The organism is Thauera sp. GDN1 (genome assembly GCF_029223545.1).
Classification (GTDB): Bacteria; Pseudomonadota; Gammaproteobacteria; order Burkholderiales; family Rhodocyclaceae; genus Thauera.
In genome coordinates, this window is the sequence record NZ_CP097870.1 from 449,763 (window position 1) to 472,245 (window position 22,483).

The window sequence follows — 22,483 nt, forward strand, 5'->3', positions numbered from 1 at the left end:
GTCAGCCTGCTGAGGCAGCGTTCGAAGGCGAGTCTGGCAACCACAACGCAATTCGCGTGCCATTGCCGGGCTCGCTGCTGGCGGTCACCTGGCCACCGTGCAGCAGGGCGACGTGCTGCACGACCGGCAGGCCAAGGCCGGTTCCATCGGTGCGGGTGGTGAAGAAGGGCACGAAGATCTGCGCCAGGACCTCGGGCGTCATGCCCCGGCCGTGGTCGGTGACGGTGAGCGACCAGCCCGGCACGCCGCGCGTGGCGTCGGTATGCGGTGTCAGCGAGATCGTGATCGGGGTGTCGTCCGCGCTCGAGTGCTGGCTGGCGTTCATGAGCAGGTTGAAGAGCGCGTGCCGGATCAGCACCGGATCGACCGCCAGATTGACGGCTGTCGCGGGCAGGTCCATCCCCACCGGCAGGTGCTGTTTTTCGGCCTGGCGGAACAGCAATACCGTGTCCTCGATCAGGCTCGTCATGTCGGTCGGCTTGCCCTCGAAGCCGGATACCCGTGAGAAGGCCAGCATCCGCTTGACGAAGTCGCGGCAGTCCTCTCCCGCGGTGCGGATCTCGTGGAGCAGCTCGCGCAGATGCGACGGTACATCCGTGTCGCGCTCGGCAAGCTGGGCGAGGTTGACGACGCCGACGAGCGGATTGTTGAGCTGGTGGGCGATGCTGCCGACCATCGTGCCCAAGGCCGACAGCTTCTCGAGCTGCAGGATGCGCTGGTGCTCGGTATCCAGGCGCAGCAGTTGATGTTCGAGTTCGTGCTGCCGGCGGTAGTCGCGCTCGACGCGGTCGAGTGCGGCGTAAAGCACGCCGAGCAGGCCCAGCCCCACGAGCAGGCTGACGAGGATGGAGACGCCGATCGAGAGCTGAAACATCTCTTCCAGCGCGGTGATGTCGCGCAGCACCACCAGCTCACCCAGCTCGCGCCCCTCGGTGTCCCTGAGCGGAACCGGGGCGAGGTGCAGCGTGCGTCCTTGATCCTGGATCTCCGTCGTATCACCCGCCAGCAAGGCGGCGAGCCTGGCGTGGTCGAGCGTGGCAGGTATGTGGTCACTCGTCTTCGCGATGAGGGCGCGGGTATCGAAGCGGTCCCAGTCGCCCGTGCGCTTCATCAGCGCCTGGCCTTGTTGCCACTGGCTGCGCGAGAGCCGCCCCTTGTCGACCAGCACCAGCAGCTCGACGCCCAGGCTCTGGCTGATCTCGTCGATCAGATGCTCGATCTCCTCGCCGATCTCGACGTAGCCCACGAGCCTGTCGCCACGCTTCCAGGGCAGCACCAGGCGAAGCGTGAGCGTACCCATCACACCGAGGTCGAGGCCGCGCACGGGGCCCTGGCTGTCGCGCGCCTTCATCATCGTTGCCCGTGTGATCTTGTCGCCCGATTGCCCGGGGCTGTGGAAGCGGTAGAAGGTCGCAAGGTCGGGCCGGACGAAGTAGAGGTGGGTGATGCGGTGCTCGGCCTGCAAGATCGCGAACAGACCGTCCCCGAGGCGGCTGATCGCCTCGCGGTCGCCGCGCTCGAAGGCTGACTCCATCGCCGCGTTGGTCATCAGGGCGCGCGTGGTCGCCATCATCAGGTTGGTGTCCTTGGCGAGCTTTTGTTCGAAAAGCTGCGACACCGCCGCCGAGCGCTCACTGAGGTCACGGTCGCGCACGCGCGTCTCGACCGCGTAGAAGGCGGCCACGAAGACACAGAGGACGACCAGCAGCACCAGCGCGTAGGGCGCGATGAACTTGGTCTTGATGCGTCTCGGGCGTTCAAGTGGGGAGACGGTCGTCATGCTTTTCCAGGGTTTCGATCAGTGCGTTCTGGCCAGTCGTCATCAACGGACGGTTCGAGGTCATGGTCCGAATTGAGGAAGGCTGTCCTTCGCTGAGTGCTCGACGTTAGCCCACGACCAATCCCGGGTACAGGGGGGCGCCTCTCGCTCGGCTCTCCTGTCGCGATGGCTTTGCGTCGCATGGGCGGCGTGCTGGCGGTTCAGGTTTCCTTAATGTTTCATTAAGTGTCGGTAAATAAAGAATTATTTTACTGCACGCGTAAGCAGAACGTAAGTCTCCCGACCTAAGGTTCGCCCTAACCGGGCAGGCGTCCGGTCCTTTCACCGCTGAAGGAGGGAGATATGGAAAACGATCTGGCGAAAAAAATCGCCGCCAACCCCAAGTACCAGAAACTGGTGGGTACGCGCTCCAGCTTCGGCTGGATCCTGACCGCGATCATGATGGTCGTGTACTACGGCTACATCGCGATCATCGCCTTCAACAAGGAAGTGCTCGCCGCCCGCCTGGGCGAGGGCGTGATGACGGTCGGCATCCCGGTCGGTCTCGGGGTGATCTTCTTCACCGTCCTGATCACCGGCTTCTACGTCCGCCGTGCGAACTCCGAGTTCGATCGGCTGACCCGTGAAATCGTCGAGGAGGCCGGCAAATGAGCGGCACGAACGTGAAACTCGCGGGCGGCATCGCGCTCGCCCTGCTGTCCTCGCTGGCACTCGCCGCGGGCGGCGACCTCGGCCAGGCCGAGAAGCAGGCCACCAACTGGACGGCCATCATGATGTTCGGCGTGTTCGTCCTCGGCACGCTGTACATCACCAAGTGGGCGGCCTCCAAGACCAAGTCGGCGGCCGACTTCTACACCGCCGGCGGCGGCATCACCGGCTTCCAGAACGGGCTGGCGATCGCCGGCGACTACATGTCGGCGGCGTCCTTCCTGGGCATCTCGGCGGCGGTGATGGCGAGCGGCTACGACGGCCTGATCTACTCGATCGGCTTCCTGGTCGGCTGGCCGGTGATCACCTTCCTGATGGCGGAGCGCCTGCGCAACCTCGGCAAGTTCACCTTCGCCGACGTGGCGGCCTACCGCTTCCAGCAGACCCCGATCCGCGCCTTCGCGGCCTCGGGCACCCTGGTCGTGGTCGCCTTCTACCTGATCGCGCAGATGGTCGGTGCCGGCCAGCTCATCAAGCTGCTGTTCGGCCTGGAGTACTGGATGGCGGTGGTCATCGTCGGCGCGCTGATGATGGTCTACGTGCTGTTCGGCGGCATGACCGCGACCACCTGGGTGCAGATCATCAAGGCCTGCCTGCTGCTCGCCGGCGCGAGCTTCATGGCTTTCATGGTGCTGCTGAACTACGGCTTCTCGCCCGAGGCGATGTTCGCCGACGCGGTGCGCGTGAAGACCGAAGTGGCGACCGCTGCCGGCAAGAGCGCGGCCGAGGCCTCCACCATCGGCCAGTCGATCATGGGCCCGGGCTCCTTCATCAAGGATCCGATCTCGGCGATCTCCTTCGGCATGGCGCTGATGTTCGGTACCGCTGGCCTGCCGCACGTGCTGATGCGCTTCTTCACCGTGCCGGACGCCAAGGAAGCCCGCAAGTCGGTGTTCTGGGCGACCACCTGGATCGGCTACTTCTACATCCTGACCTTCATCATCGGCTTCGGCGCGATCGTGCTGGTGTCGACCAACCCGGGTTTCCTCGATGCCAAGGGCGGCCTGATCGGCGGCAGCAACATGGCGGCGATCCACCTCGCCAACGCGGTCGGCGGCAACGTGTTCCTCGGCTTCATCTCGGCGGTGGCGTTCGCGACCATCCTCGCGGTGGTGGCCGGCCTGACCCTGTCGGGCGCCTCGGCGGTGTCGCACGACCTCTACGCCACGGTGTTCAAGAAGGGCAACGCCGACTCGGCTTCGGAGCTGCGTGTGTCGCGCATCACCACCCTGGTGCTGGGCATGATCGCGGTGGTGCTGGGCATCGCCTTCGAGAAGCAGAACATCGCCTTCATGGTGTCGCTGGCCTTCGCGATCGCCGCCTCGGCCAACTTCCCGGTGCTGTTCATGTCGGTGCTGTGGAAGGACTGCACCACCCGCGGCGCGACCATCGGCGGCTTCATCGGCCTGATCACCGCGGTGGTGCTGACCATCGTGTCGCCCTCGGTGTGGGAAGCCACGCTGGGCAACCCGAAGGGTTCGGCGCTGTTCCCCTACGCTTCGCCGGCGCTGTTCTCGATGGCCGCGGGCTTCATCGGCATCTGGCTGTTCTCGATCCTCGACAACAGCGCGCGTGCCAAGGCCGACCGTGCCGGCTACATGGCGCAGAAGGTGCGCTCGGAGACCGGCATCGGCGCGGCTGCGGCCTCGTCGCACTAAGCAGCAAGCCTGTCCGCCGGCATCCGCTAGGGTGCCGGCAGGCGGCGCAAGGCACCGCGGGGCGGTGGGCGCAGGCTCACCGCCCCGCGGTCTTTCCGTGCCGGGGAGCGCTCAGGCGTGCGCGCCGTGGTTCAGCGGCAGGCGCACGCGCACGCAGGTGCCGCGGCCGCCCTGGCCATTGTCCCCGCCGTCGTCGATCGCGATCTGCCCGCCGTGGCTGCGCACGATCTCGCGCGCGATCGACAGCCCGAGCCCGCTGCCGCTCGCCTGGCTGTCTGCGTGGCGGTAGAAGCGCTCGAAGACCTGCTCGCGCACCGCCGGCGGAATGCCGGGGCCGTCGTCGCAGACCTCGATCAGCACCTCCCCGCCCTGCAGTACGCAGCGCAGGCCGACCACGCCGCCGCTGCGTCCGTACTTGAGGGCGTTGTCCATCAGGTTGGCGATCAGCTCCTGCAGCAGGGTCGGATCGCCGTGCAGGCGCAGCGGCTCGCGCTCGATGCCGAGGTCGATGTCGCGCGCGTCGGCGCGGTCCACCCAGTCCTCGACCATGGCGTCGATCAGCGCGGCGAGGTCGACCTCGGTCGCGTCGGCGATCAGGCGCTCGCCGGCCTCGGCGCGGGCCAGGGCGAGCAGCTGGTTGGCGAGTCGGGTGACGCGGGCGACCGACTGGCGCAGGCGGACACGCGCGCTGGCGTCCGCGGGCTGCGCCTCGAGCAGCTCGAGCTGCATCTGCAGGCCGGCGAGCGGGGTGCGCAACTGGTGCGCGGCATCCTGCAGGAACTCGCGCTGCTGGGCGTTGGCGGCGCGCAGGCGCTCGAGCAGGCCGTTGAGCGCGGCGACGACCTCGCGCACCTCGCGCGGCGCCCTGGCCGGATCGATCGGCGACAGGTCGGTGCCGGAGCGCGCGCGCAGCGAGTCCTCCAGGCGCTGCAGCGGAGCCAGCCCGCTCGGGATGCCGAAGCGCGCCGCCACGGCGGCGGCAATCAGCAGCAGCGCGCCGGCCCAGGCAAAGCCGGTCACCAGGCTGTCCATCGCCGCGTCGCGCTTGCCCAGGGTTTCGGCGACCGTGACGTAGAAGCCGCCGGCGCCGTTCTCGCGGTACAGGCGGACCGCGCGGATCGGCTGGCCGGCGTGGGCGAGGTCGCGGAACAGCGGGCGGCCCGCCGGTATCGGCGGCCGCGACGGGGTTTCCCGGCCCACGGGCGTGTAGGGCACGGGCAGGCTGGACAGGGCGTCCGTCTCGTCCAGGGTCGGCAACTCGGCATCGCCACCGAGCAGCCGACCCTGTGCGTCGCGCACGCGGAAGTAGATGCGGTCGACGCTGTCGGTGCGCAGCACCGCCTCGACCTCGGGCGAAAGGGCCAGGGTCAGGCCGTCGGGTGCGGCATGCACATGGGTGGCGATGGCCTGGGCGAGGTTCAGCAGGTTGCCGTCGTAGGCGTTGCCCACCACCCATTTCGCGCTGCTGTAGGCGACCGCGCCGGCGGTGACCAGCAGCACCGCGGACGGCGCCGCAAGCGCGCTGAGCAGCTTGCGGCGAAGGCTAATCTGCACCGTCGCGGCGCTCCTTGACGCGTTCGAGCCGGTAGCCGAAGCCGCGCACGGTGCGGATCACCAGCCCGGCTGCCTGCAGGCGCGGGCGCAGGCGCGAGATATAGACCTCGAGCGCATTGCTGCTGCCATCGCCCTGCAGGCGCTCGCGCGCGACGGTGCGGCCGTCGGCGCGCACCAGGGCCTCGAGCACCTCCCACTCGCGGCCGCTGAGGGCGAGCGGCTCGCCCGCCAGCTCGGCGAGCCGGCCGTCGATGTCCAGCACCAGCGGACCGAAGCCGAGCGCGGCTTCAGCGCTCGTCCCGCCGCGGCGCAGCACCGCGCGCATGCGCGCGCTCAGTTCGGCGAGCTCGAAAGGCTTGACCAGATAGTCGTCGGCGCCGAGGTCGAGCCCGTAGATGCGGTCGTCGAGCGCGTCGCGCGCGGTGATCAGGATCACCGGCATGCGCTGGCCGCGCTTGCGGACGCGACGCACCACCTCGTAGCCGCCCAGTCCGGGCAGGCCGAGGTCGAGCAGCACGAAGTCGAAGGCGCCCTCCTGCAGCAGGCGGTCGGCGCGCATGCCGTCGTTCTCGACCGTGACCTCGTCGCCCTGGCCGCGCAGGAACTCGGCGATGACCTCGGCCAGGGTCGGGTCGTCTTCAACCAGCAGAAGCTTCATGTCGTCCTCTCGATCTCCGCCGTGCCGGCGTGCGAGCGCGCTGCGCGGCCGGATGCGGCCGTTCGCGCGCGAGTACGCAATGCTATCGCGAGCGGCGTGCGCCCGCGCCTGTCGGCAGCGATCGGAGCGGAGGGCGCGGGCTCAGAGCGCGAGGAAGACCTGGCCGTCCTCGAGCTTCACCGCGAGGCGAGCGCAGCGCCCGACGTCGGGCGCCACCGCCTCGCCGTCCTGCAGGTCGAAGTTCCAGCCGTGCAGCGGGCAGCTCACCTTGCGCCCGTGGACGATGCCCTGCGACAGCGGCCCGCCCTTGTGCGGGCATTTGTCGTGGAGCGCGAACACCTCGTCCTCGGCGGTGCGGAAGACGGCGATGTCGGCGCCGCCGGTGCGCTGCACCACGCGGGCGCCGAGGCGCGGGATGTCGTCGAGCGGGCAGATGCGTGTCCAGTCGGTCATGGTGATCGGTCCTTGGGCGTGATGGATGGGGTGAGGGATGCGGCGGATCAGGCCTCGACCCGGATCGGGATGAATTGCTTCACGGCCTCGCCTTCGCGGCTGGTCTGCCAGGGGTCGCGGGCGTCCTTCAGCGCGTCGAGCAGGCGGGCGTGCAGGCGGCGGCGGTTGTCGCCGTCCTCGACCACCTTCGCTTTGACATGGTCGAGCCCGACGCGGGCCAGCCAATGCACGGTGCGCTCCAGGTACCAGCCTTCCTCGCGGTAGAGCTGCAGGAAGGCGCCGGCGTACTCCATGACCTCTTCGTCGCTGCCGACCTTGCACAGGAACTGCGCGACCTCGGTCTTGATGCCGCCGTTGCCGCCGACGTAGAGCTCGTAGCCGGAATCGACGCCGATCACGCCCACGTCCTTGATGCCCGCCTCGGCGCAGTTGCGCGGGCAGCCGGACACGGCGAGCTTCACCTTGTGCGGCGCGTACATGTCGAACAGCATCTTCTCGAGCTTGACCCCCATGTCCATCGCCAACTGCGTGCCGAAGCGGCAATGCTCGGCGCCGACGCAGGTCTTCACGGTGCGGATCGACTTGCCGTAGGCGTGGCCCGAGACCATGCCGGCGGCGTTGAGGTCGGCCCAGATGTAGGGCAGGTCTTCCTTCCTGACGCCGAGCAGGTCGATACGCTGGCCGCCGGTGACCTTGACCGTGGGCACCTGGTATTTCTCGGCGGCATCGGCGATCGCACGCAGCTCGGAAGGCGTGGTCAGCCCGCCCCACATCCGCGGCACCACCGAGTAGGTGCCATCCTTCTGGATGTTGGCGTGGGCGCGCTCGTTGATGAAGCGCGACTGCGGGTCGTCCCTGGCCTCGTGCGGCCACGACGAGATCAGGTAGTAGTTGATCGCCGGCCGGCACTTGTCGCAGCCGTCGGGCGTGCGCCAGCCCAGGGTCTCGAACACCGCCTGCTTGCCGGTGAGGTGGTGCTTGAAGATCGCCTCGCGCACCACCTTGTGCGAATGCTCGGTACACGCGCACACCGGCTTGTCGCTGGCGCTCACCGCCTGGTAGGCGCCGCCGACGGTGGAGGCGAGGATCTGCTCGACCAGGCCGGTGCAGGAGCCGCAGGAGGAGGCCGCCTTGGTGTGCTTCTTGACCTCGTCGAGGGTGAACAGCCCCTGCTCCTTGATCGCCTTGACGATGCTGCCCTTGCACACCCCGTTGCAGCCGCACACCTCGGCGCTGTCGGGCATGCTGGCGGCGCGGTTCTCGCCCTTGTGGCCGGCGTCGCCCAGCTTGTTCTGGCCGAACATCAGGTGGTCGCGGATCTCGGCGACGCTCTGGCGGTCCTTCATGAGCTGGAAGTACCAGGCGCCGTCGGCGGTGTCGCCGTACAGCACCGAGCCGACGATGCGGTCGTCCTTGAGCACCACGCGCTTGTACACCCCGCCCTGCCTGTCGTGCAGCACGATCTCCTCGGTGCCCGGACCGCCGCCGAAGTCGCCCGCCGAGAACACGTCGATGCCGGTGACCTTGAGCTTGGTCGAGGTCACCGAGCCCTCGTAGCGCCCGATGCCGAAGTTGGCGAGATGGTTGGCGCACACCTTGCCCTGCTCGAACAGCGGCGCGACGAGGCCGTAGGCGACGCCGCGGTGGGCCACGCACTCGCCCACCGCGTAGATGCGCGGGTCGGTCACCGTCTGCAGGGTGTCGGACACATGGATGCCGCGCACCCGGCCGCTGCCGCAATACAGCCCGGCGGACTCGGCGAGCGCATAGTTGGGCCGGATGCCGGCGGCGACCACCACCAGGTCGGCGGGGATCTCCATGCCGTCCTTGAAGCGCACCGCGCCGACACGCTCGGCCATTTCACCGTGGGCATTGCGCGCCGGCAGCAGCGCCTCGGTGTGGCGCGCGAGCAGGAACTTCATGCCCCTGGCCTCGAGCGAGGCCTGCAGCATGTCGGCCGCGGCCTTGTCGAGCTGGCGCTCCATGATCCAGTCGCCGATATGCACCACGGTGACGTCCATGCCGCGCAGCATCAGGCCGTTGGCGGCCTCCAGGCCGAGCAGGCCGGCGCCGACCACCACCGCGTGGCGGTACCTGCCGGCGGCCTCGATCATCGCCTCGGTGTCGGCGATGTCGCGGTAGCCGAGCACGCCGGGCAGGTCGTTGCCGGGGATGGGCGGGATGAAGGGCGTGGAGCCGGTGGCGAGCAGCAGGCGGTCGTAGTCGGCCGCGGTGAGGCTGCCGTCGGCGGCCTCGGCGATCACCTTGCGCTTGACGCGGTCGATCTTCGTTACCTTGCTGCCGGCGTGCAGCGTGATGCCGTTGTCGCGGTACCAGTCGAGATCGTTGAGCATGATCTCGGGCAGGCTCATCTCGCCCGCCAGCACCGGCGACAGCAGGATGCGGTTGTAGTTGCCGTGCGGCTCGGCGCCGAACACGGTGATGTCGTACAGGTCGGGGGCGAGCTTGAGCAGCTCCTCGATCGTGCGCACGCCGGCCATGCCGTTGCCGACGAGTACGAGTTTCATCTTCTTCATGGTCTTGCTCCTCGGGAACACCGCTACCGAAAACGATTCTTCAGGCCCTCATCCCCGCTCCTGCCGCCCTCGCGGGCGATGCCGGAAAGACGAACGGCGCCCACTGCGCCGGACGCGCCGCAAGCGCGCGCCGTGCAGATGGACGCCGTTGTCCTCGCCCGCGGATTCTGCGGGGCCGATGTCGATGCCTGCCGGACCGCCTTTGGTCCGGACTCGATCGCAGTAATGCATCAAGCGTGCCAGGTACCGGGAATCCCCGGCGCCACAAGGCCGTGCGGGTGTCAGTGCCGTTCCGCGCGGTGGCGGCGCCGTGCGCGCATGCACTGCTGCAGTGCAGTATCGGGACGCGCTGCACCAGCGGCGTGCGGACGGCGCCCGGCGCGACTCCCGCGGCGCGCGTTCAGCCGTGCGGCGGCAGGAAGGCTTCCATCGCCAGCGCGGCCTGCGCCACCTCCACCAGCCGCCGGCCCTGGTTCATCGCGGTCTGCCGCAGCAGGCGGTGGGCCTCGTCCTCGCTCAGCCCCTGGTGGCGCATCAGCACGCCCTTGGCGCGCTCGACCAGCTTGCGTTCGTCGAGGGTCGCGCGCACCGCGGCGAGCTCGTCGCCGATCGCCTGCAGCCGGCACGACTGCGCGTGCAGCAGGTCGACGATCGAGCGCGTGAGCTGGGGGCCGAGCGGGCCGGCTGCACTCGCCGGCGCGTCGGCCTGCGCGGACGTGGGGGTGCCCTCCAGCGCCGTGGCGGGCAGCGCGGCGCCGGGGAGCGCGACCGTGTCGGCAAGCCCGGAGAGCGCCTGCATCAGGCTCTGCGGGTCGTCGGGATCGCGCCGCAGCGCGGCGATGCGCGCAGCACAGGCCGCGCGCAGCCCGCCGGCGAGCGCGGCCTCCAGCTCGCGGATGCGGTCCAGGCGCTGCGAGCAGCAGGCGAACCAGGTCTCGGCCAGCGCCGGCACAAACGCGGTGCCCGGCCCCGCGGCGAGCAGCTTGCGGCGCAGGCGCTCGAGCTCGGCCAGCGGCATCGCGGCCTGCGCCGCGGACCAGGCGGCGAGCGTGTCCGGCGGGCAGAAGGCGGCGAAGCGCTGGAAGCAGGCCTCCTGCGCCTCGATCAGGTGCAGCAGGGCGTGCTCGCCCGCCGGCCCGGGCGCACCGGCGGCGAACGCGGCCGCCCCCGCGGCGCGCTCCTGGCCGGCCAGCTCCTTGCCCTGCATCAGGTTGAACAGCGCCACCAGCAGGCGCGACACCGCCGGGTCGGTCGCGATGTCGGCGGCCTCGAAGACCAGGGCCAGCAGCGCGGCGATCGCGTGCGTGAAGCGCCGCGTCGCCGCCTCGGCGCTGCAGCCCCGGGTCGCGATCTCCGCGCGCAGCGCCACCAGCCCGTCGAGCGCATGCAGCGCGAGTGCGATCCGGGTGAACAGCCGTGTGCCGCCGGCCATCGCCAGCGCCGGATCGCCGACTGCGGGCTGCGCCAGCCAGGCGCGCACCGCAAGCTCGGTGGCCTCGCTGGCGGAGGCGCGCGCCGCGCGCTCGGCACCGAAGCGGGCGCCGCCGGAGGCGAGATGAAGGTTCGTGGCGCCGCGTTCGTCCTGCAGGCGGTGGACGAGCGCGCTGACCGCCTGCACCAGCTCGCAGGCGCGCGCGAGCTGTTCGAGATCGTGAATTTCGCAGCGGCGGGCGGCGACCAGGAAGGCGAGCGTCGATTCCATGCGGGGCTCCAGCGGGGTGTTCGCGACGACGGCCGGACGGGCCGTCGCAGGAAACGAAGCAAGAGCCGTGCAAGGGGCGCGTCGGCGCAAGGAAGGGGCTGCCGATGGCGGCCGGTGCGCGCATCGCCGCCGGCCATCGGCGTATCATGAGCCGGTCCTCGTTCCGCCCTCCGGGCTTTCGCGCCCGGCCTGCCGCCATGCCCGAAAGCCAGCCGCTCGATGCCGAACAGATCGAGGCCTTCCTGATCGCGACCGGCATCGGTCTGCTGATCGGCCTCGAACGCGAACGCGTGCCCTCGGCGCGCGCCGGCCTGCGCACCTTCGCCCTGGTCGGCATGTTCGGCGCCCTGGTGGCGATGCTGGGCCAGCAGCTCGCCAGCTTCGCGCCCTTCGTCGCCGGCCTGGTCATCGTCGCGCTGACCATCGTCGCCGCCTACCTGCGCCATCCCGACCCCTCGGATCCCGGCACCACCTCGGTGGCGGCGCTCGTCGTCTGCTACTGCCTCGGTGCGGCGACCTGGCTCGGCCACGCGCAACTGGCGGTGATGCTGGCGGTGGCGACCACGGTGCTGCTGTACTTCAAGGCCCAGCTGCGCGGCATGGCGAGCCGGCTCGGCGCGCGCGACTGGATCTCGATCCTGCAGTTCGGGGTGCTGTCGCTGGTGATCCTGCCCATCCTGCCCAACGAGGAGATGGGGCCCTACGGCGCGCTCAACCCGCACCAGGTGTGGTGGATGGTGGTGCTGATCGCAGGCGTCGGGCTCGCCGGCTATGCTGCGCTGCAGATCGCCGGTGTGCGCTACGGTGCGGCTTTCGTCGGCGTGTTCGGCGGCCTGGCCTCGAGCACCGCGACCACCATGCTGTACGCGCGCCAGGCGCGCGAATTCCCCGCCATGACCGCGATGGCGGCGCTGGTCATCGTCATCGCCAACCTGGTGATGGTGCTGCGCGTGGGGGTGATCGCCGTCCTGGTCGCGCCCGCGGTGGCAGTCACGCTGGCGCAGGTCGCCGCCCCGGCGATCGTGTTCGGCGTGCTGGCCGTGGTCTGGCACTGGCGGCGACTGCTGGAGCGCGCCGAGCCGGTGCTGCCGGCGACCTCCAACCCGACCGAACTCAAGACCGCGCTCGGTTTCGGCGCGCTCTACGCTGTCGTGCTGCTCGCCGCGGCGTGGCTGTCGGACTTCGCCGGCAGCCGCGGGCTGTACGTGCTGGCGCTGGTGTCGGGCCTCACCGACGTGGATGCGATCACGCTGTCCAGCCTGCGCCTGTTCGCCCTCGAGCGGCTGGAGATGGGGGTGACGGTGACTGCGATCGGCATCGCGATGCTCGCCAACCTGGGTTTCAAGCTCGGCATGGCGGCGGTGATCGGCGGCCGCGAGCTCGCCCTGAAGGCGGCGGTGGGCATGGGCGCGGTCGGGCTGGGCCTGGTCGCCGGAGTGCTGTGGATCGGGGCCCGCAACGGCGCCGGGTGAGGGCAGGGGGGCGACGGCCCGCCGGCGGGCCGTCGCTGCGGAATCAGCGTCCCGAGCAGTGACCGCCGGAGGCTGCCTGGCCGCTGCCGAGCGCGATCGGCGGCGGCTCGACGCGCACGCCGCTGCTGCGCGCGGTGTCGAGCACCAGCAGGCCGAGGGCGACCAGCCAGAACAGCGCGAAGCCGACGCGGAAAGCCTTCTTGTTGTCCATGTCGTCCTCCTTAGGCGCCGACGCGGCGACGGATGCGCACGCCGACGATCGAGCCGGCGAAGGCGAGCGCGAACCACACCCAGCCATGCACGCTGGCCGAGGCGATGCCGCCCAGGTAGGCACCGACGTTGCAGCCGAAGGCCATGCGCGCGCTGTAGCCCATCACCAGGCCGGCGATCGCGGCGGCGGCGAGGCGCTTGCCCGAGGGCAGGCTGAAGTCGGCCGCGCCGTTCCAGCGCGAGGCGGCGATGGCGCCGTAGATCAGGCCGATGTTGGTCACCGAGGTGACGTCGGCGAGGATCGGATCGACCAGACGCTGCGCGTGCGGTGCCACGCCCCAGAAGGCGTCGCCCGACAGGTCCCAGCCGAGCGCGCTCACCGCCTTCGCACCCCACACCCCCATGCCATAGACGATGCCCCAGGGCTGGCCGGCGACGACCAGATGCAGCAGGTAGAGCACCGCCAGCAGCAGTGCGCCCAGCCACCAGCGCCGCGCCCAGCGCGTCGCCTTGCCGGCGGCTGCGGTGGTGACGAAGCTCGCGGTGCCGGCGCGCACCAGCTGCTGCGCGACCGCCTGCGGTGAAGTCGGTGCGGCGTCATCCTGCGCCGTAGCGGCCCGTGCGTTGCGCGCGGCGCGTCCGGCCAGCCAGGCGACCAGGCCGCAGCCGGCCACGGTGATGGCGAGCGCGGTGGGCCAGCCGAAGGCGAGCAGATCGACCGCCGGCAGGCCGCCGGCGGCGATCCACGCCGGCTGGTGCGAGGCGCCGAGGAAGCTGCCGAAGGCGAAGGTCGGCAGCACCACGAAGGACAGCGGCGAGCCGGCGCCCGCCTTGTACAGCGTGCCCGAGCCGCAGCCGTCGGCGAGCTGCATCGCGGCGCCGAACAGGAAGGCGCCGAGCACCAGGCTGATGGTCAGCGGCGCCACCGCGCCGACGAGCTCCCCGCCGCTGCCGGCGATCAGCGGCAGCGTGAGCGCCGCAGCGAGCACCATCAGCAGCATCTGCGCCCACAGGCCCTGCGGGTCGCGGCGCTCGATGAAGTCGCGCCAGCCGGTGGTGAAGCCGAAGCGTGCGCCCTGCAGCACCACGCCGAAGCCGATGCCCAGCAGCGCGAGCAGGCCCTGGCGCAGGCCGGCGGCGAGCGTCACCGCGAGCACGCCGGCGAGGCCGCCGGTGATCAGGAAGGTTCGATTGAGCCAGCGCATCGATGGGCCTCCGTCTTACTTGTCGAAGGCGCGCTTGACGTCCTGCACCAGCGCGGTGACGCGCGAGGGCTGGTTCTCCATCGGGCGCTCGGACTGGCTCCACTCGACGACCGAGGCCGGGTACAGCTTGACCGCCTTGTTGCCGGCGATCTCGGACATCACGAACCAGTTGGTCGCCGCCCAGTGGCCGGTGTTGCAGAAGGACACCGCGGGCGCCTTGTCGGCGCCGGACAGCGCGACCAGCGCCTTCAGCTCGCTCGCCGGCTTCAGCGTGGTGCCGTCCTTGGGGAAGAACTGCGCGTTGTCGAAGGACTTCGCGCCCGGCAGCGTGCCATAGCGCGCGGCAGCGTCGGTGCGCGCCTCGCCGGCGAAGAACTTCGGCGGACGGGCGTCCACGAGCAGCGGCGCCTTGCCGGCCTCGAGCGCGGCGGCGAGCTCCTCGCCGCTGACGATCTGCTCCTGGTCGTAGCGGTAGGCGAACTGGCTGGCGGCGACCTGCGGCGTCGTGGTCTCCAGCGCGCCACCGGCGCTCTTCCAGGCCTTGGTGCCGCCGTCGAGGATGGACAGGCGGGTGAGGCCGCCGACCTTCAGCGTCCAGTACACGCGGGCGGCGGCGCCGAAGTCGGTGTGGTCGGTGCCGGCATGGACCACGACCACGTGGCTGTCGCGGTCGACGCCGGCGGCCTGCAGCAGCGCGCTCAGCGCGGCTTCGGAAGGCAGCTGGCCGGGGTTTTCCTTCGGGCCGCGGTACTTGCCGTAAGGGGTGTTGACCGCGCCCGGGATGTGGCCGGTGGCATAGTCCTTGTCGGCGCGGATGTCGAGCACGCGCACGCCGGGCTGGCCGATCAGGGCCTTGAGTTCGGCGGCCTGCAGCAGCGGCGCAGGCGCGACGGACAGGGCCTGGGCGCTGGCGGGCGTCGTGGTGTTGGCGAAGGCCGGGGCGGCGAGGCCGAGGCCGCCGGCGGTCAGGGCGATGACGAGGGGCAGGGGGGCGAGTCGCTTGAACATGGTCGGTTCTTCCTTCGAGTTCGCTGGTCGGGGCAGGGCGCCGGGTCGATGCCGCGGGCCTTGTAATGGTGCGACGCAGAATACGGGAAAACTGAAATACTCTGAAGGTCTGTCGGATCACTTGCTTATAACGAATCGAAATTTGTCCCGCGGTGATCGGCGGCGATTGAACTCCGTCCGCCGCCGGCAATCCGAACGGCAAGGAACGACATCTTTCAGCCGCCTAAGCGGCGCCCCGCGCGTGAACACCTTCAAGACCGTCCCGCTCGCGATCCGCGGCCTCGCCACCCTGTTGCTGCTGTCGGTGGGTCTGAGCCTGGCCAACGACCCCCGTCCGCCCGCCGCCACCGGGGAGGGCGGCTGGCGCAGCGCGGCACGCCACTCCGCCGGCATCGCGCCCGACCCGACGGCGCTGGCCGACACCGCGATCGTGCAGGTCTATGCGGCGGCGACCTACGGCTGGCGCGGCTACTTCGCGGTGCACCCGTGGATCATCTACAAGCGCGCCGGCGACACCGCCTACACCCGCTACGACGTGATCGGCTGGGGACGCGGCACGGTGGTGCGGCGCAACTACGCGCTGCCTGACGGGCTGTGGTTCGGCGCGATGCCGCGGGTGCTGGTCGATCATCGCGGCGCGGGCGTGGAGGCGATGATCGAGGACATCGAGGCGGCGATCGCGAGCTACCCTCATGCCGACGAGTACCGCAGCTATCCGGGCCCGAACAGCAACACCTTCCTCGCCCACATCGGCCGCGAGGTGCCGGCGCTGCGGCTCGATCTGCCGGCCAACGCGATCGGCAAGGATTACCGGCCGGTGACGCGGCCGCTCGGCGTTTCGCCGTCGGGTTCGGGCCTGCAGTTCTCGCTGCTCGGCCTGCTGGGGCTGAGCGTCGGCGTGCAGGAGGGCATCGAGTTGAACCTGCTCGGCCTCAACTTCGGCCTCGACCTGAACAGCCCCGGCCTGCGCCTGCCGGCGATCGGACGTATCGGGCTGGACGATGCGGTGGTGTCGCACCGTGGCGCGGCAAGCGGCCCGTGAGTGTCTCGATCAGCTGGCGTCGGTATGGTGCCGATCCCGGAAGCGCCGTTTCGGGACGAGGCCGATGCCGGCGAGCGCGTCGGCCTAGCTCCGCTCGCCCTTCGCCGCCAGGTAGATCCCCGCCAGCAGCAGGCTGAATCCCACGAATTGCAGCGGCGCGAAGCCTTCGCCGAAGATGATGAAGGCCATCAGCGCGCTGCCCACCGGTTCGCCGAGCGTGACCACCGCGACGAAGGTGGCCGAGACGTAGCGCAGCGACCAGTTGTAGGCGGTGTGGCCGAGCAGCTGCGGGCCGAGCGCCATCGCCAGCAGCACCAGCCAGGCGGTGTTCGACAGGGCGAAGAGCTCCACCCCGCCCGCGCCGCTGGCCGCGAACAGGAACAGCGCCGCCGCGCCGTAGGCCAGCCAGATGTAGGCCGGCAGCCCCAGTCCGGCGCGCAGCCGGCGGCCGATCAGCAGGTAGGCGGAGAAGCACCAGCTGCCGATGAGCGCGAGCAGGTTGCCGAACATGGGGTCGCTGCCCGCGCCGGCGGTCTGGCTGTCGCTCCAGAAGATGAACAGGCTGCCGGCGAAGGACAGTGCGATGCCGCCGATCATCATCTTCGTCGGCGTCTCGCGAAAGATCAGGAAGGAGGCCAGGCCGATCCACAGCGGGTTGGTGGTGACGAGCGCGGTGCTGGAGGCCACCGAGGTGTATTCGAGCGAGCTGATCCAGGTGGCGAAGTGCAGGGCGAGCAGGAAGCCGGCGGCGAGCGCCATGCCGATCTGCCTGGGGGTCAGGCGGGCGAGTTCGTGGCGCGATTGCAGGAGGGCGACCGGGGTGACGATCAGCGCCGCCAGGCCCAGGCGCCAGGTGGCCACCGCGAGCGAATTGACGCCCTCGGCCTGGGCGAGGCGGGCGAAGATGGCGCTGAAGGAGATTGCGACGAGGCCGATGCCGAGGACGACGAAGGGGAGCCAGCGGGCGGGTTGGGCGGTGTGGGGCATCGAGTAACGCGGGATGGATGGGGGAGGAGCGCTTATTGCGATCTCGTCGGGTAGTCGGGTGGGTTGCTTCGACCCGTCATGAGGCGCCTTCGAACGTGTGCGCGGCTACGGTTCGGCCGGGCGGCGGGGCGGGTGGCGCCGCCTGCATTCGCGGCCTGCGGCTGCCCTCGGCGAAAGACGGCGCGGGGGCGGCGACGCAAACTCGGCGCTGCGCGCCTCGGACATGCGTCGCCTTGTTTCCCCCGCGCCGCCTTTCGCCTCGGCGCTCATGAAGTTGGCACCACCCGCCCCGCCGCCCGGCCTTGGGCAGGGGGTGTTTTGACGGCTGTGTCTTGTCGGTGTTCAGGCGTGGCCGCCCTCCAGGTAGGCGGCGCGCACTTCGGGACTGGCCAGCAGTTCGGCGCCAGTGCCGGCGAGGGTGATCTCGCCGTGCTGCAGCACGTAGCCGCGGTCGGCCACGCGCAGGGCCTGGTTGGCGTTCTGTTCCACCAGCAGGATGGTCATGCCGTGGTCGCGGTTGAGCTCCTTGACGATCTGGAAGATCTTGCGGATGTAGATCGGCGCCAGGCCGAGCGAGGGCTCGTCGAGCAGCAGCAGCTTGGGCCGGCTCATCAGCGCGCGGCCGATCGCCAGCATCTGCTGCTCGCCGCCCGACAGCGTGCCGGCGCGCTGGGTCTGGCGTTCCTGCAGGATGGGGAACATCGCGAACACGCGCACGATGTCGGCGGCGTAGTTGGCCGGATCGGCGTGCGCGGTGCCCATCTGCAGGTTCTCGATCACCGTCATGCGCGGGAAGATGCGCCGGCCTTCGGGCACCAGCGCGATACCGCGGCGGGCGATCTCGTGCGTATGCACGCGGGTGATGTCCTCGCCGTCGAACACGATGCGCCCGGCGCTGGCCTTGGGGTTGCCGAACAGGCTCATCATCAGCGTCGATTTGCCGGCGCCGTTGGCGCCGATCAGGGTGACGATCTCGCCGACCTGGACCTCGACGTCGATGCCGCGCAGCGCGTGGATGTGGCCGTAATGGGCGTGCACGCCCTCCATCTTGAGCATCATGCCGCGGCCCCTCCCGTCACTTCCTCTTCCTCGTCCTCGCCCAGGTAGGCCTTGATCACCTGCGGGTCGTGCTTGACCTGTGCCGGCGTGCCCTCGGCGATCTTGCGCCCGTAGCTGATCACGCCGATGTGGTCGGATACGTTCATCACCACGCTCATGTCGTGCTCGATCAGCAGGATGGCGATGCCCAGCTCGCCGCACAGGTAGAGCAGCAGCTCGTTCAATTCCGCCGATTCGCGCGGGTTGAGGCCGGCGGCCGGCTCGTCCAGGCACAGCAGCACCGGATCGACGCACAGCGCGCGCGCGATCTCGATGCGGCGCTGGATGCCGTAGGGCAGGTCGCCGGCGGCGTGGTCGGCGAGGTGGGTGAGCTTGAGGCGCGCTAGCCACATCGCCGCGCGTTCGATGGCCTGGCGTTCCGCCTTGCGGTAGCCGGGCAGCTTGAAGATCCCGGCGATGGAGAACTGCGAGGCGCGCTGCAGCACGTTGTGCTGGGCGACGATCAGGTTCTCCAGCACCGTCATCTTCGGGAACAGGCGGATGTTCTGGAAGGTGCGCACCACCTGGGCGTCGCGTGCGACGCGGTGGCTGGGCAGCGCTTCCAGGCGCATCTCGCCGCGGCTCGGATGGGCCAGGCGCAGGGTGCCGGTGGTGGGCTTGTAAAAGCCGGTCAGGCAGTTGAACAGCGTGGTCTTGCCCGCGCCGTTGGGGCCGATGATGCCGGTGATCCTGCCGGCCGGCACCTCCAGCGAGAGGTCGTCGATCGCGGTGAGGCCGCCGAAGCGCATGGTCAGCTTGCGCACCGACAGCAGGGTGGCGGGTGCATTCATCGCGTGGCCTCCTTCGTTGCGGCGCCCTTGCCGAGCGCGTTCAGGCGCACGGTCGCCTCGCGGTGCGAGAGCAGGCCGCCCGGGCGCCACACCATGATCAGCACCATCGCCAAGCCGAACAGCAGCATGCGGTATTCGGCGAAGTTGCGGCCGAACTCGGGGATCAGCACCAGCAGCGTGGCCGCCAGCACCACGCCCATCTGCGAGCCCATGCCGCCGAGCACCACGATGGCGAGGATGATCGCCGACTCGGTGAAGGTGAAGCTCTCGGGCGAGATGAAGCCCTGGCGCGCGGCGAAGAACACCCCGGCGAAGCCACCCAGCATGGCGCCGATGGCGAAGGCCGAGAGCTTGATGTTGGTGGTGTTCATGCCCATCGCCTGGCAGGCGATCTCGTCCTCGCGCAGCGCCTCCCAGGCCCGGCCGACGGGGAGCTTGCGCAGGCGTGAAACGAAGGCGTGGGTCAGCAGCGCCAGCACGAGGATGAGGTAGTAGAGGAAGATCAGGCGGTGCATCGGCGAGAACTCGAGACCGAAGAAACCGGCGAAGGTCTGGCTGCCTTCCGGCGCGCTGCGGGTGAAGTCGAGGCCGAAGAAGCTCGGGCGCGGGATCGAGCTGATGCCGTTGGGGCCGTTGGAGAAATCCGTCCAGTTCACCAGGATGATGCGGATGATCTCGCCGAAGCCCAGGGTCACGATCGCCAGGTAGTCGCCGCGCAGGCGCAGGATCGGGTAGCCGAGCAGGATGCCGAAGCTCGCCGCCATCGCGCCCGACACCGGCAGCGCTTCCCAGAAGCTCCACCCGAACTGGGTCGACAGCAGCGCGTAGGAGTAGGCGCCCACCGCGTAGAAGGCGACGTAGCCGAGGTCGAGCAGGCCGGCCAGGCCGACGACGACGTTGAGGCCCCAGCCCAGCATCACGTAGATCAGCACCGTGGTGGCGGTGTCGACCACGTAGCGGTTGTCGGAGAACACGATCGGCAGCGCGATCGAGGCGCCGAGCGCGACCCAGCCGAGCACATTGACCACACGCTGCGCGCCGTGGGCGCGGTCGGCGGCGGTGGCGGTGCTGGCGCGGTCGCGGTCCTGCTTGCGGTTGCGCGCCTGGTCGATCGCCCAGCGCAGCAGCAGGCGGCCGGCGAACACCGCGGCGACGGCGGCGGCGAGCAGGCCGAAGCGGGTCTCCACCCCCAGCCGGCCACCCACGTCCACCGTGGTGAGGCCGACCAGCGGGATGCCCAGGATGAGGCCGACGAAGGCCACCCAGCCGGCGTCGCGCAGGCGCTCGGCAGGCGTCATCGCATGACGCGCAAAGACGACGGCGCTCATCACACTTTCTCCACTTCAGGACGGCCGAGCAGGCCGGAGGGGCGCAGCATCAGCACCAGGCACAGGATGCCGAAGGTGGCGACGTCCTTGTATTCCGCCCACAGGTAGGCGGCCCAGAAGGATTCGATCAATCCGATCAGCAGCCCGCCGAGCATCGCCCCCGGCAGCGAGCCGATGCCGCCCAGCACCGCCGCGGTGAAGGCCTTGATGCCGGCGAGGAAGCCGATGAAGAAGTCGACCACGCCGTAATACACCGTGACCATCACTCCGGCCACCGCGGCCAGCGCCGCGCCCAGCATGAAGGTGTAGGAGATCGTGCGATCCACATTGACCCCGAGCAGCGAGGCCATGGTGCGGTCCTGCTCGCAGGCGCGCTGCTGGCGGCCGAAGGGGGTCTGGGTGATCATCCAGGTGAAGGCGCTCATCAGGATCACCGTGGTGACGATGATCAGCATCTGGCTCCAGCCGATCTGCACCGTGAAGCCCGGTGCGTCCCACAGCACGATGCCGCCTTCCAGCACCGGCGGGATCGGCTTGACGCGCGCGCCCTGGGTGAGCTGCACGCTGTTCTGCAGGAAGATCGACATGCCGATCGCCGAGATCAGCGGCGCCAGCCGGGTCGAGCCGCGCAGCGGACGGTAGGCGGTGCGCTCGACCGCCCAGCCGTAGGCCGAGGTGAAGAAGATCGACACGATCAGCACGAAGGTCAGCGCGAGCGGGATCGAGGTCACGTCGGCCGCGGCGAGGATCGTGAACGCGGTGACCGCGATGAACGCGCTCACCATGAAGATGTCGCCATGGGCGAAGTTGATCATGCCGATGATGCCGTACACCATCGTGTAGCCGATGGCGATGAGGCCGTACATGGCGCCGAGCGTGAGCCCGTTGATCAGTTGCTGGAGTGCGTAGGCCACGATGTCTCCTGCTGTGGCGGTGCGGACGGCGCGGACCCCGCGCGGGGCCGCGCCCTGTAGGAGCGGCGGAAGCCGCGGATGAGGGAGCGAGTGAGCGCGGGCACCGTGGGAGCGGGCTTGCCCGCGAAAGCGGAGCTTGAAGGCCTGCTTCGCAGGCAAGCCCGCTCCCACGATGACCGCCCACGGTGCGGCGCCCGCCCTCTGTTCAGGGCCGTCGTGGGCGCCGCGGAGCCGGAGGCTTACTTCGCGTAGTCGTACTTGCCGCCCTGCCAGCGATAGACCACGAAGCCGGGCGCCTTCTGGTCGCCCTTGGCGTCGAAGGCGAGCTCGCCGATCACGGTCTTGAAGCTGCCGCCGCGCATCGCCTTCTCGAGGTCGGCGTACTTGGTGCTCTTGGCCGCGGTGGCGGCCTGCTCGAAGAGCTGCATCGCGGCGTAGGCGTAGAGCACGTAGCCTTCCGGCTCGGTCTTGGCGGCGCGGAACTTCTCCACCACCGGCGCGGCGTCCGGGTTCTTGCGCGGGTCGGGCGAGAACGTGAACATCACGTTGTCCGCGGCCGGGCCGGCAGCGGTGACGAGCTCGGAGTTGGTCATCGTGTCGCCGCCCATGACCGTGAGCTGCAGGCCGGCGGCCTGGGCCTGGCGCAGGATCAGCGCGACCTCGGTGTGGTAGCCGCCGTAGGCCATGACCTCGACGCCGGCCTGCTTGAGCTTGGTGACGATGCCCGAGTAGTCCTTCTCGCCGGCGGTGATCGACTCGCGCAGCGCGGGTTTGGCGCCCTTGGCTTCCATCGCCTTGGCGATCTCGTCGGCCAGACCCTTGCCGTAGGCGCTCTTGTCGTCGACCACGGCGACCTTCTTGCCCTTGAAGTTGTCGGCGATGTAGTTGCCCGCCACCAGGCCCTGCTGGTCGTCCCGACCCATGATGCGGAAGATGTTCTTCAGGCCGCGCTCGGTGACCTGCGGGTTGGTGGACACGGTGGCCATCGGGATGTCGGATTCGACATAGACCTCGGAGGCCGGGATGGTCGAGCTCGAGCACCAGTGGCCGTGCATGAACACGATGCCCTTGTTGACCATGGTGTTGGCGACCGACACCGCCTGCTTCGGGTCGCAGGCGTCGTCGCCGACTTCGAGCTTGAGCTTCTCGCCGAGCACGCCGCCGCGGGCGTTGATGTCGGCGATCGCCATCTCCGCGCCCTTGCGGATCTGGTCGCCTGCCGAGGCGTACTGGCCGGTCATCGGGCCGGCGATGGCGACCGACAGGTCGGCCAGGGCCGAAGTGGAAAGGCCGCCGAGGGCGAGGACGGCGGTGGCGAGCAGGGTTTTTTTCATGAAACGTCTCCTTCGTGGCTGTGGTTTTGTGCCTTGGACGGGGC

General features: G+C 69.8%; 19 protein-coding genes. 4 read left to right on the plus strand and 15 right to left on the minus strand.

The features are described from left to right. Position 1: 1 nt before the first annotated feature. A complete protein-coding gene (locus tag CKCBHOJB_RS01985) occupies positions 2–1,780 on the minus strand; it encodes an ATP-binding protein (RefSeq protein WP_281050365.1) in 1,779 nt (592 codons plus the stop codon). Positions 1,781–2,122: 342 nt separating this feature from the next. Between CKCBHOJB_RS01985 and CKCBHOJB_RS01990 the strand changes: the two genes are divergently transcribed. Both CKCBHOJB_RS01990 and CKCBHOJB_RS01995 read left to right on the plus strand, forming a co-directional pair. Then, a complete protein-coding gene (locus CKCBHOJB_RS01990) occupies positions 2,123–2,431 on the plus strand; it encodes a DUF485 domain-containing protein (protein ID WP_281050366.1) in 309 nt (102 codons plus the stop codon). Continuing rightward, positions 2,428–4,146: a cation acetate symporter gene (locus CKCBHOJB_RS01995; RefSeq protein ID WP_281050367.1), complete on the plus strand. Its 1,719-nt coding sequence runs from the start codon at positions 2,428–2,430 to the stop codon at positions 4,144–4,146. The genes CKCBHOJB_RS01990 and CKCBHOJB_RS01995 overlap by 4 nt, the downstream gene beginning before the upstream one ends. Before the next feature lie 111 nt (positions 4,147–4,257). Here the strand turns inward: CKCBHOJB_RS01995 and CKCBHOJB_RS02000 are convergent, their stop codons facing one another. From CKCBHOJB_RS02000 to CKCBHOJB_RS02020, 5 genes are all read right to left on the minus strand, one after another. Continuing rightward, positions 4,258–5,700 carry a sensor histidine kinase gene (locus tag CKCBHOJB_RS02000; RefSeq protein WP_281050368.1) on the minus strand — a complete coding sequence of 481 codons (1,443 nt, stop codon included), beginning with the start codon at positions 5,698–5,700 and terminating at the stop codon, positions 4,258–4,260. Beyond that, entirely contained in the window at positions 5,690–6,358 is a 669-nt protein-coding gene (locus CKCBHOJB_RS02005; RefSeq protein ID WP_281050369.1) for a response regulator transcription factor, read from the minus strand. The genes CKCBHOJB_RS02000 and CKCBHOJB_RS02005 overlap by 11 nt, the downstream gene beginning before the upstream one ends. 141 nt (positions 6,359–6,499) lie before the next feature. Next, on the minus strand, positions 6,500–6,811 hold the full coding sequence (nirD, locus tag CKCBHOJB_RS02010; protein WP_281050370.1) for a nitrite reductase small subunit NirD: 312 nt from the start codon (positions 6,809–6,811) through the stop codon (positions 6,500–6,502). Positions 6,812–6,858: 47 nt separating this feature from the next. Next, positions 6,859–9,348, minus strand: coding sequence for a nitrite reductase large subunit NirB (gene nirB, locus CKCBHOJB_RS02015; RefSeq protein WP_281050371.1), 2,490 nt, complete (start codon positions 9,346–9,348; stop codon positions 6,859–6,861). Positions 9,349–9,748: 400 nt separating this feature from the next. Beyond that, positions 9,749–11,050, minus strand: coding sequence for a nitrate regulatory protein (locus tag CKCBHOJB_RS02020; RefSeq protein WP_281050372.1), 1,302 nt, complete (start codon positions 11,048–11,050; stop codon positions 9,749–9,751). A gap of 197 nt (positions 11,051–11,247) precedes the next feature. Here CKCBHOJB_RS02020 and CKCBHOJB_RS02025 point away from each other — a divergent pair, with 197 nt between their 5' ends. Next, complete coding sequence (locus CKCBHOJB_RS02025; protein ID WP_281050373.1) at positions 11,248–12,522, plus strand: MgtC/SapB family protein; 1,275 nt, start codon at positions 11,248–11,250, stop codon at positions 12,520–12,522. A 43-nt stretch (positions 12,523–12,565) separates the two neighbouring features. On the opposite strand, the gene CKCBHOJB_RS02030 is transcribed toward CKCBHOJB_RS02025, so the two are convergent. Genes CKCBHOJB_RS02030 through CKCBHOJB_RS02040 form a run of 3 tightly spaced genes read right to left on the minus strand, consistent with a single transcriptional unit; the run spans position 12,566 to position 14,945 of the window. Beyond that, positions 12,566–12,733, minus strand: a complete 168-nt coding sequence (locus CKCBHOJB_RS02030; RefSeq protein ID WP_281050374.1) for a hypothetical protein — start codon at positions 12,731–12,733, stop codon at positions 12,566–12,568. A 10-nt stretch (positions 12,734–12,743) separates the two neighbouring features. Continuing rightward, entirely contained in the window at positions 12,744–13,937 is a 1,194-nt protein-coding gene (locus tag CKCBHOJB_RS02035) for a YeeE/YedE family protein (RefSeq protein ID WP_281050375.1), read from the minus strand. A gap of 15 nt (positions 13,938–13,952) precedes the next feature. Further along, positions 13,953–14,945 carry a rhodanese-like domain-containing protein gene (locus tag CKCBHOJB_RS02040; RefSeq protein ID WP_281050376.1) on the minus strand — a complete coding sequence of 331 codons (993 nt, stop codon included), beginning with the start codon at positions 14,943–14,945 and terminating at the stop codon, positions 13,953–13,955. 241 nt (positions 14,946–15,186) lie between these two features. Here CKCBHOJB_RS02040 and CKCBHOJB_RS02045 point away from each other — a divergent pair, with 241 nt between their 5' ends. Further along, positions 15,187–15,987 carry a DUF3750 domain-containing protein gene (locus tag CKCBHOJB_RS02045; RefSeq protein ID WP_281050377.1) on the plus strand — a complete coding sequence of 267 codons (801 nt, stop codon included), beginning with the start codon at positions 15,187–15,189 and terminating at the stop codon, positions 15,985–15,987. Positions 15,988–16,071: 84 nt separating this feature from the next. On the opposite strand, the gene CKCBHOJB_RS02050 is transcribed toward CKCBHOJB_RS02045, so the two are convergent. The 6 genes from CKCBHOJB_RS02050 to CKCBHOJB_RS02075 all read right to left on the minus strand — a co-directional run bounded on the left by CKCBHOJB_RS02050 (position 16,072) and on the right by CKCBHOJB_RS02075 (position 22,439). Next, a complete protein-coding gene (locus CKCBHOJB_RS02050; protein WP_281050378.1) occupies positions 16,072–16,974 on the minus strand; it encodes a DMT family transporter in 903 nt (300 codons plus the stop codon). Positions 16,975–17,316: 342 nt separating this feature from the next. After that, positions 17,317–18,030: an ABC transporter ATP-binding protein gene (locus CKCBHOJB_RS02055; RefSeq protein WP_281051733.1), complete on the minus strand. Its 714-nt coding sequence runs from the start codon at positions 18,028–18,030 to the stop codon at positions 17,317–17,319. Next, on the minus strand, positions 18,030–18,863 hold the full coding sequence (locus tag CKCBHOJB_RS02060; protein WP_281050379.1) for an ATP-binding cassette domain-containing protein: 834 nt from the start codon (positions 18,861–18,863) through the stop codon (positions 18,030–18,032). Before CKCBHOJB_RS02060 ends, CKCBHOJB_RS02055 begins: the two co-directional genes overlap by 1 nt. Next, on the minus strand, positions 18,860–20,191 hold the full coding sequence (livM, locus tag CKCBHOJB_RS02065) for a high-affinity branched-chain amino acid ABC transporter permease LivM (protein ID WP_281050380.1): 1,332 nt from the start codon (positions 20,189–20,191) through the stop codon (positions 18,860–18,862). Before livM ends, CKCBHOJB_RS02060 begins: the two co-directional genes overlap by 4 nt. Continuing rightward, complete coding sequence (locus CKCBHOJB_RS02070; RefSeq protein WP_020687908.1) at positions 20,191–21,105, minus strand: branched-chain amino acid transporter permease subunit LivH; 915 nt, start codon at positions 21,103–21,105, stop codon at positions 20,191–20,193. Before CKCBHOJB_RS02070 ends, livM begins: the two co-directional genes overlap by 1 nt. 239 nt (positions 21,106–21,344) lie before the next feature. Beyond that, complete coding sequence (locus tag CKCBHOJB_RS02075) at positions 21,345–22,439, minus strand: branched-chain amino acid ABC transporter substrate-binding protein (RefSeq protein WP_281050381.1); 1,095 nt, start codon at positions 22,437–22,439, stop codon at positions 21,345–21,347. Positions 22,440–22,483 lie beyond the last annotated feature (44 nt).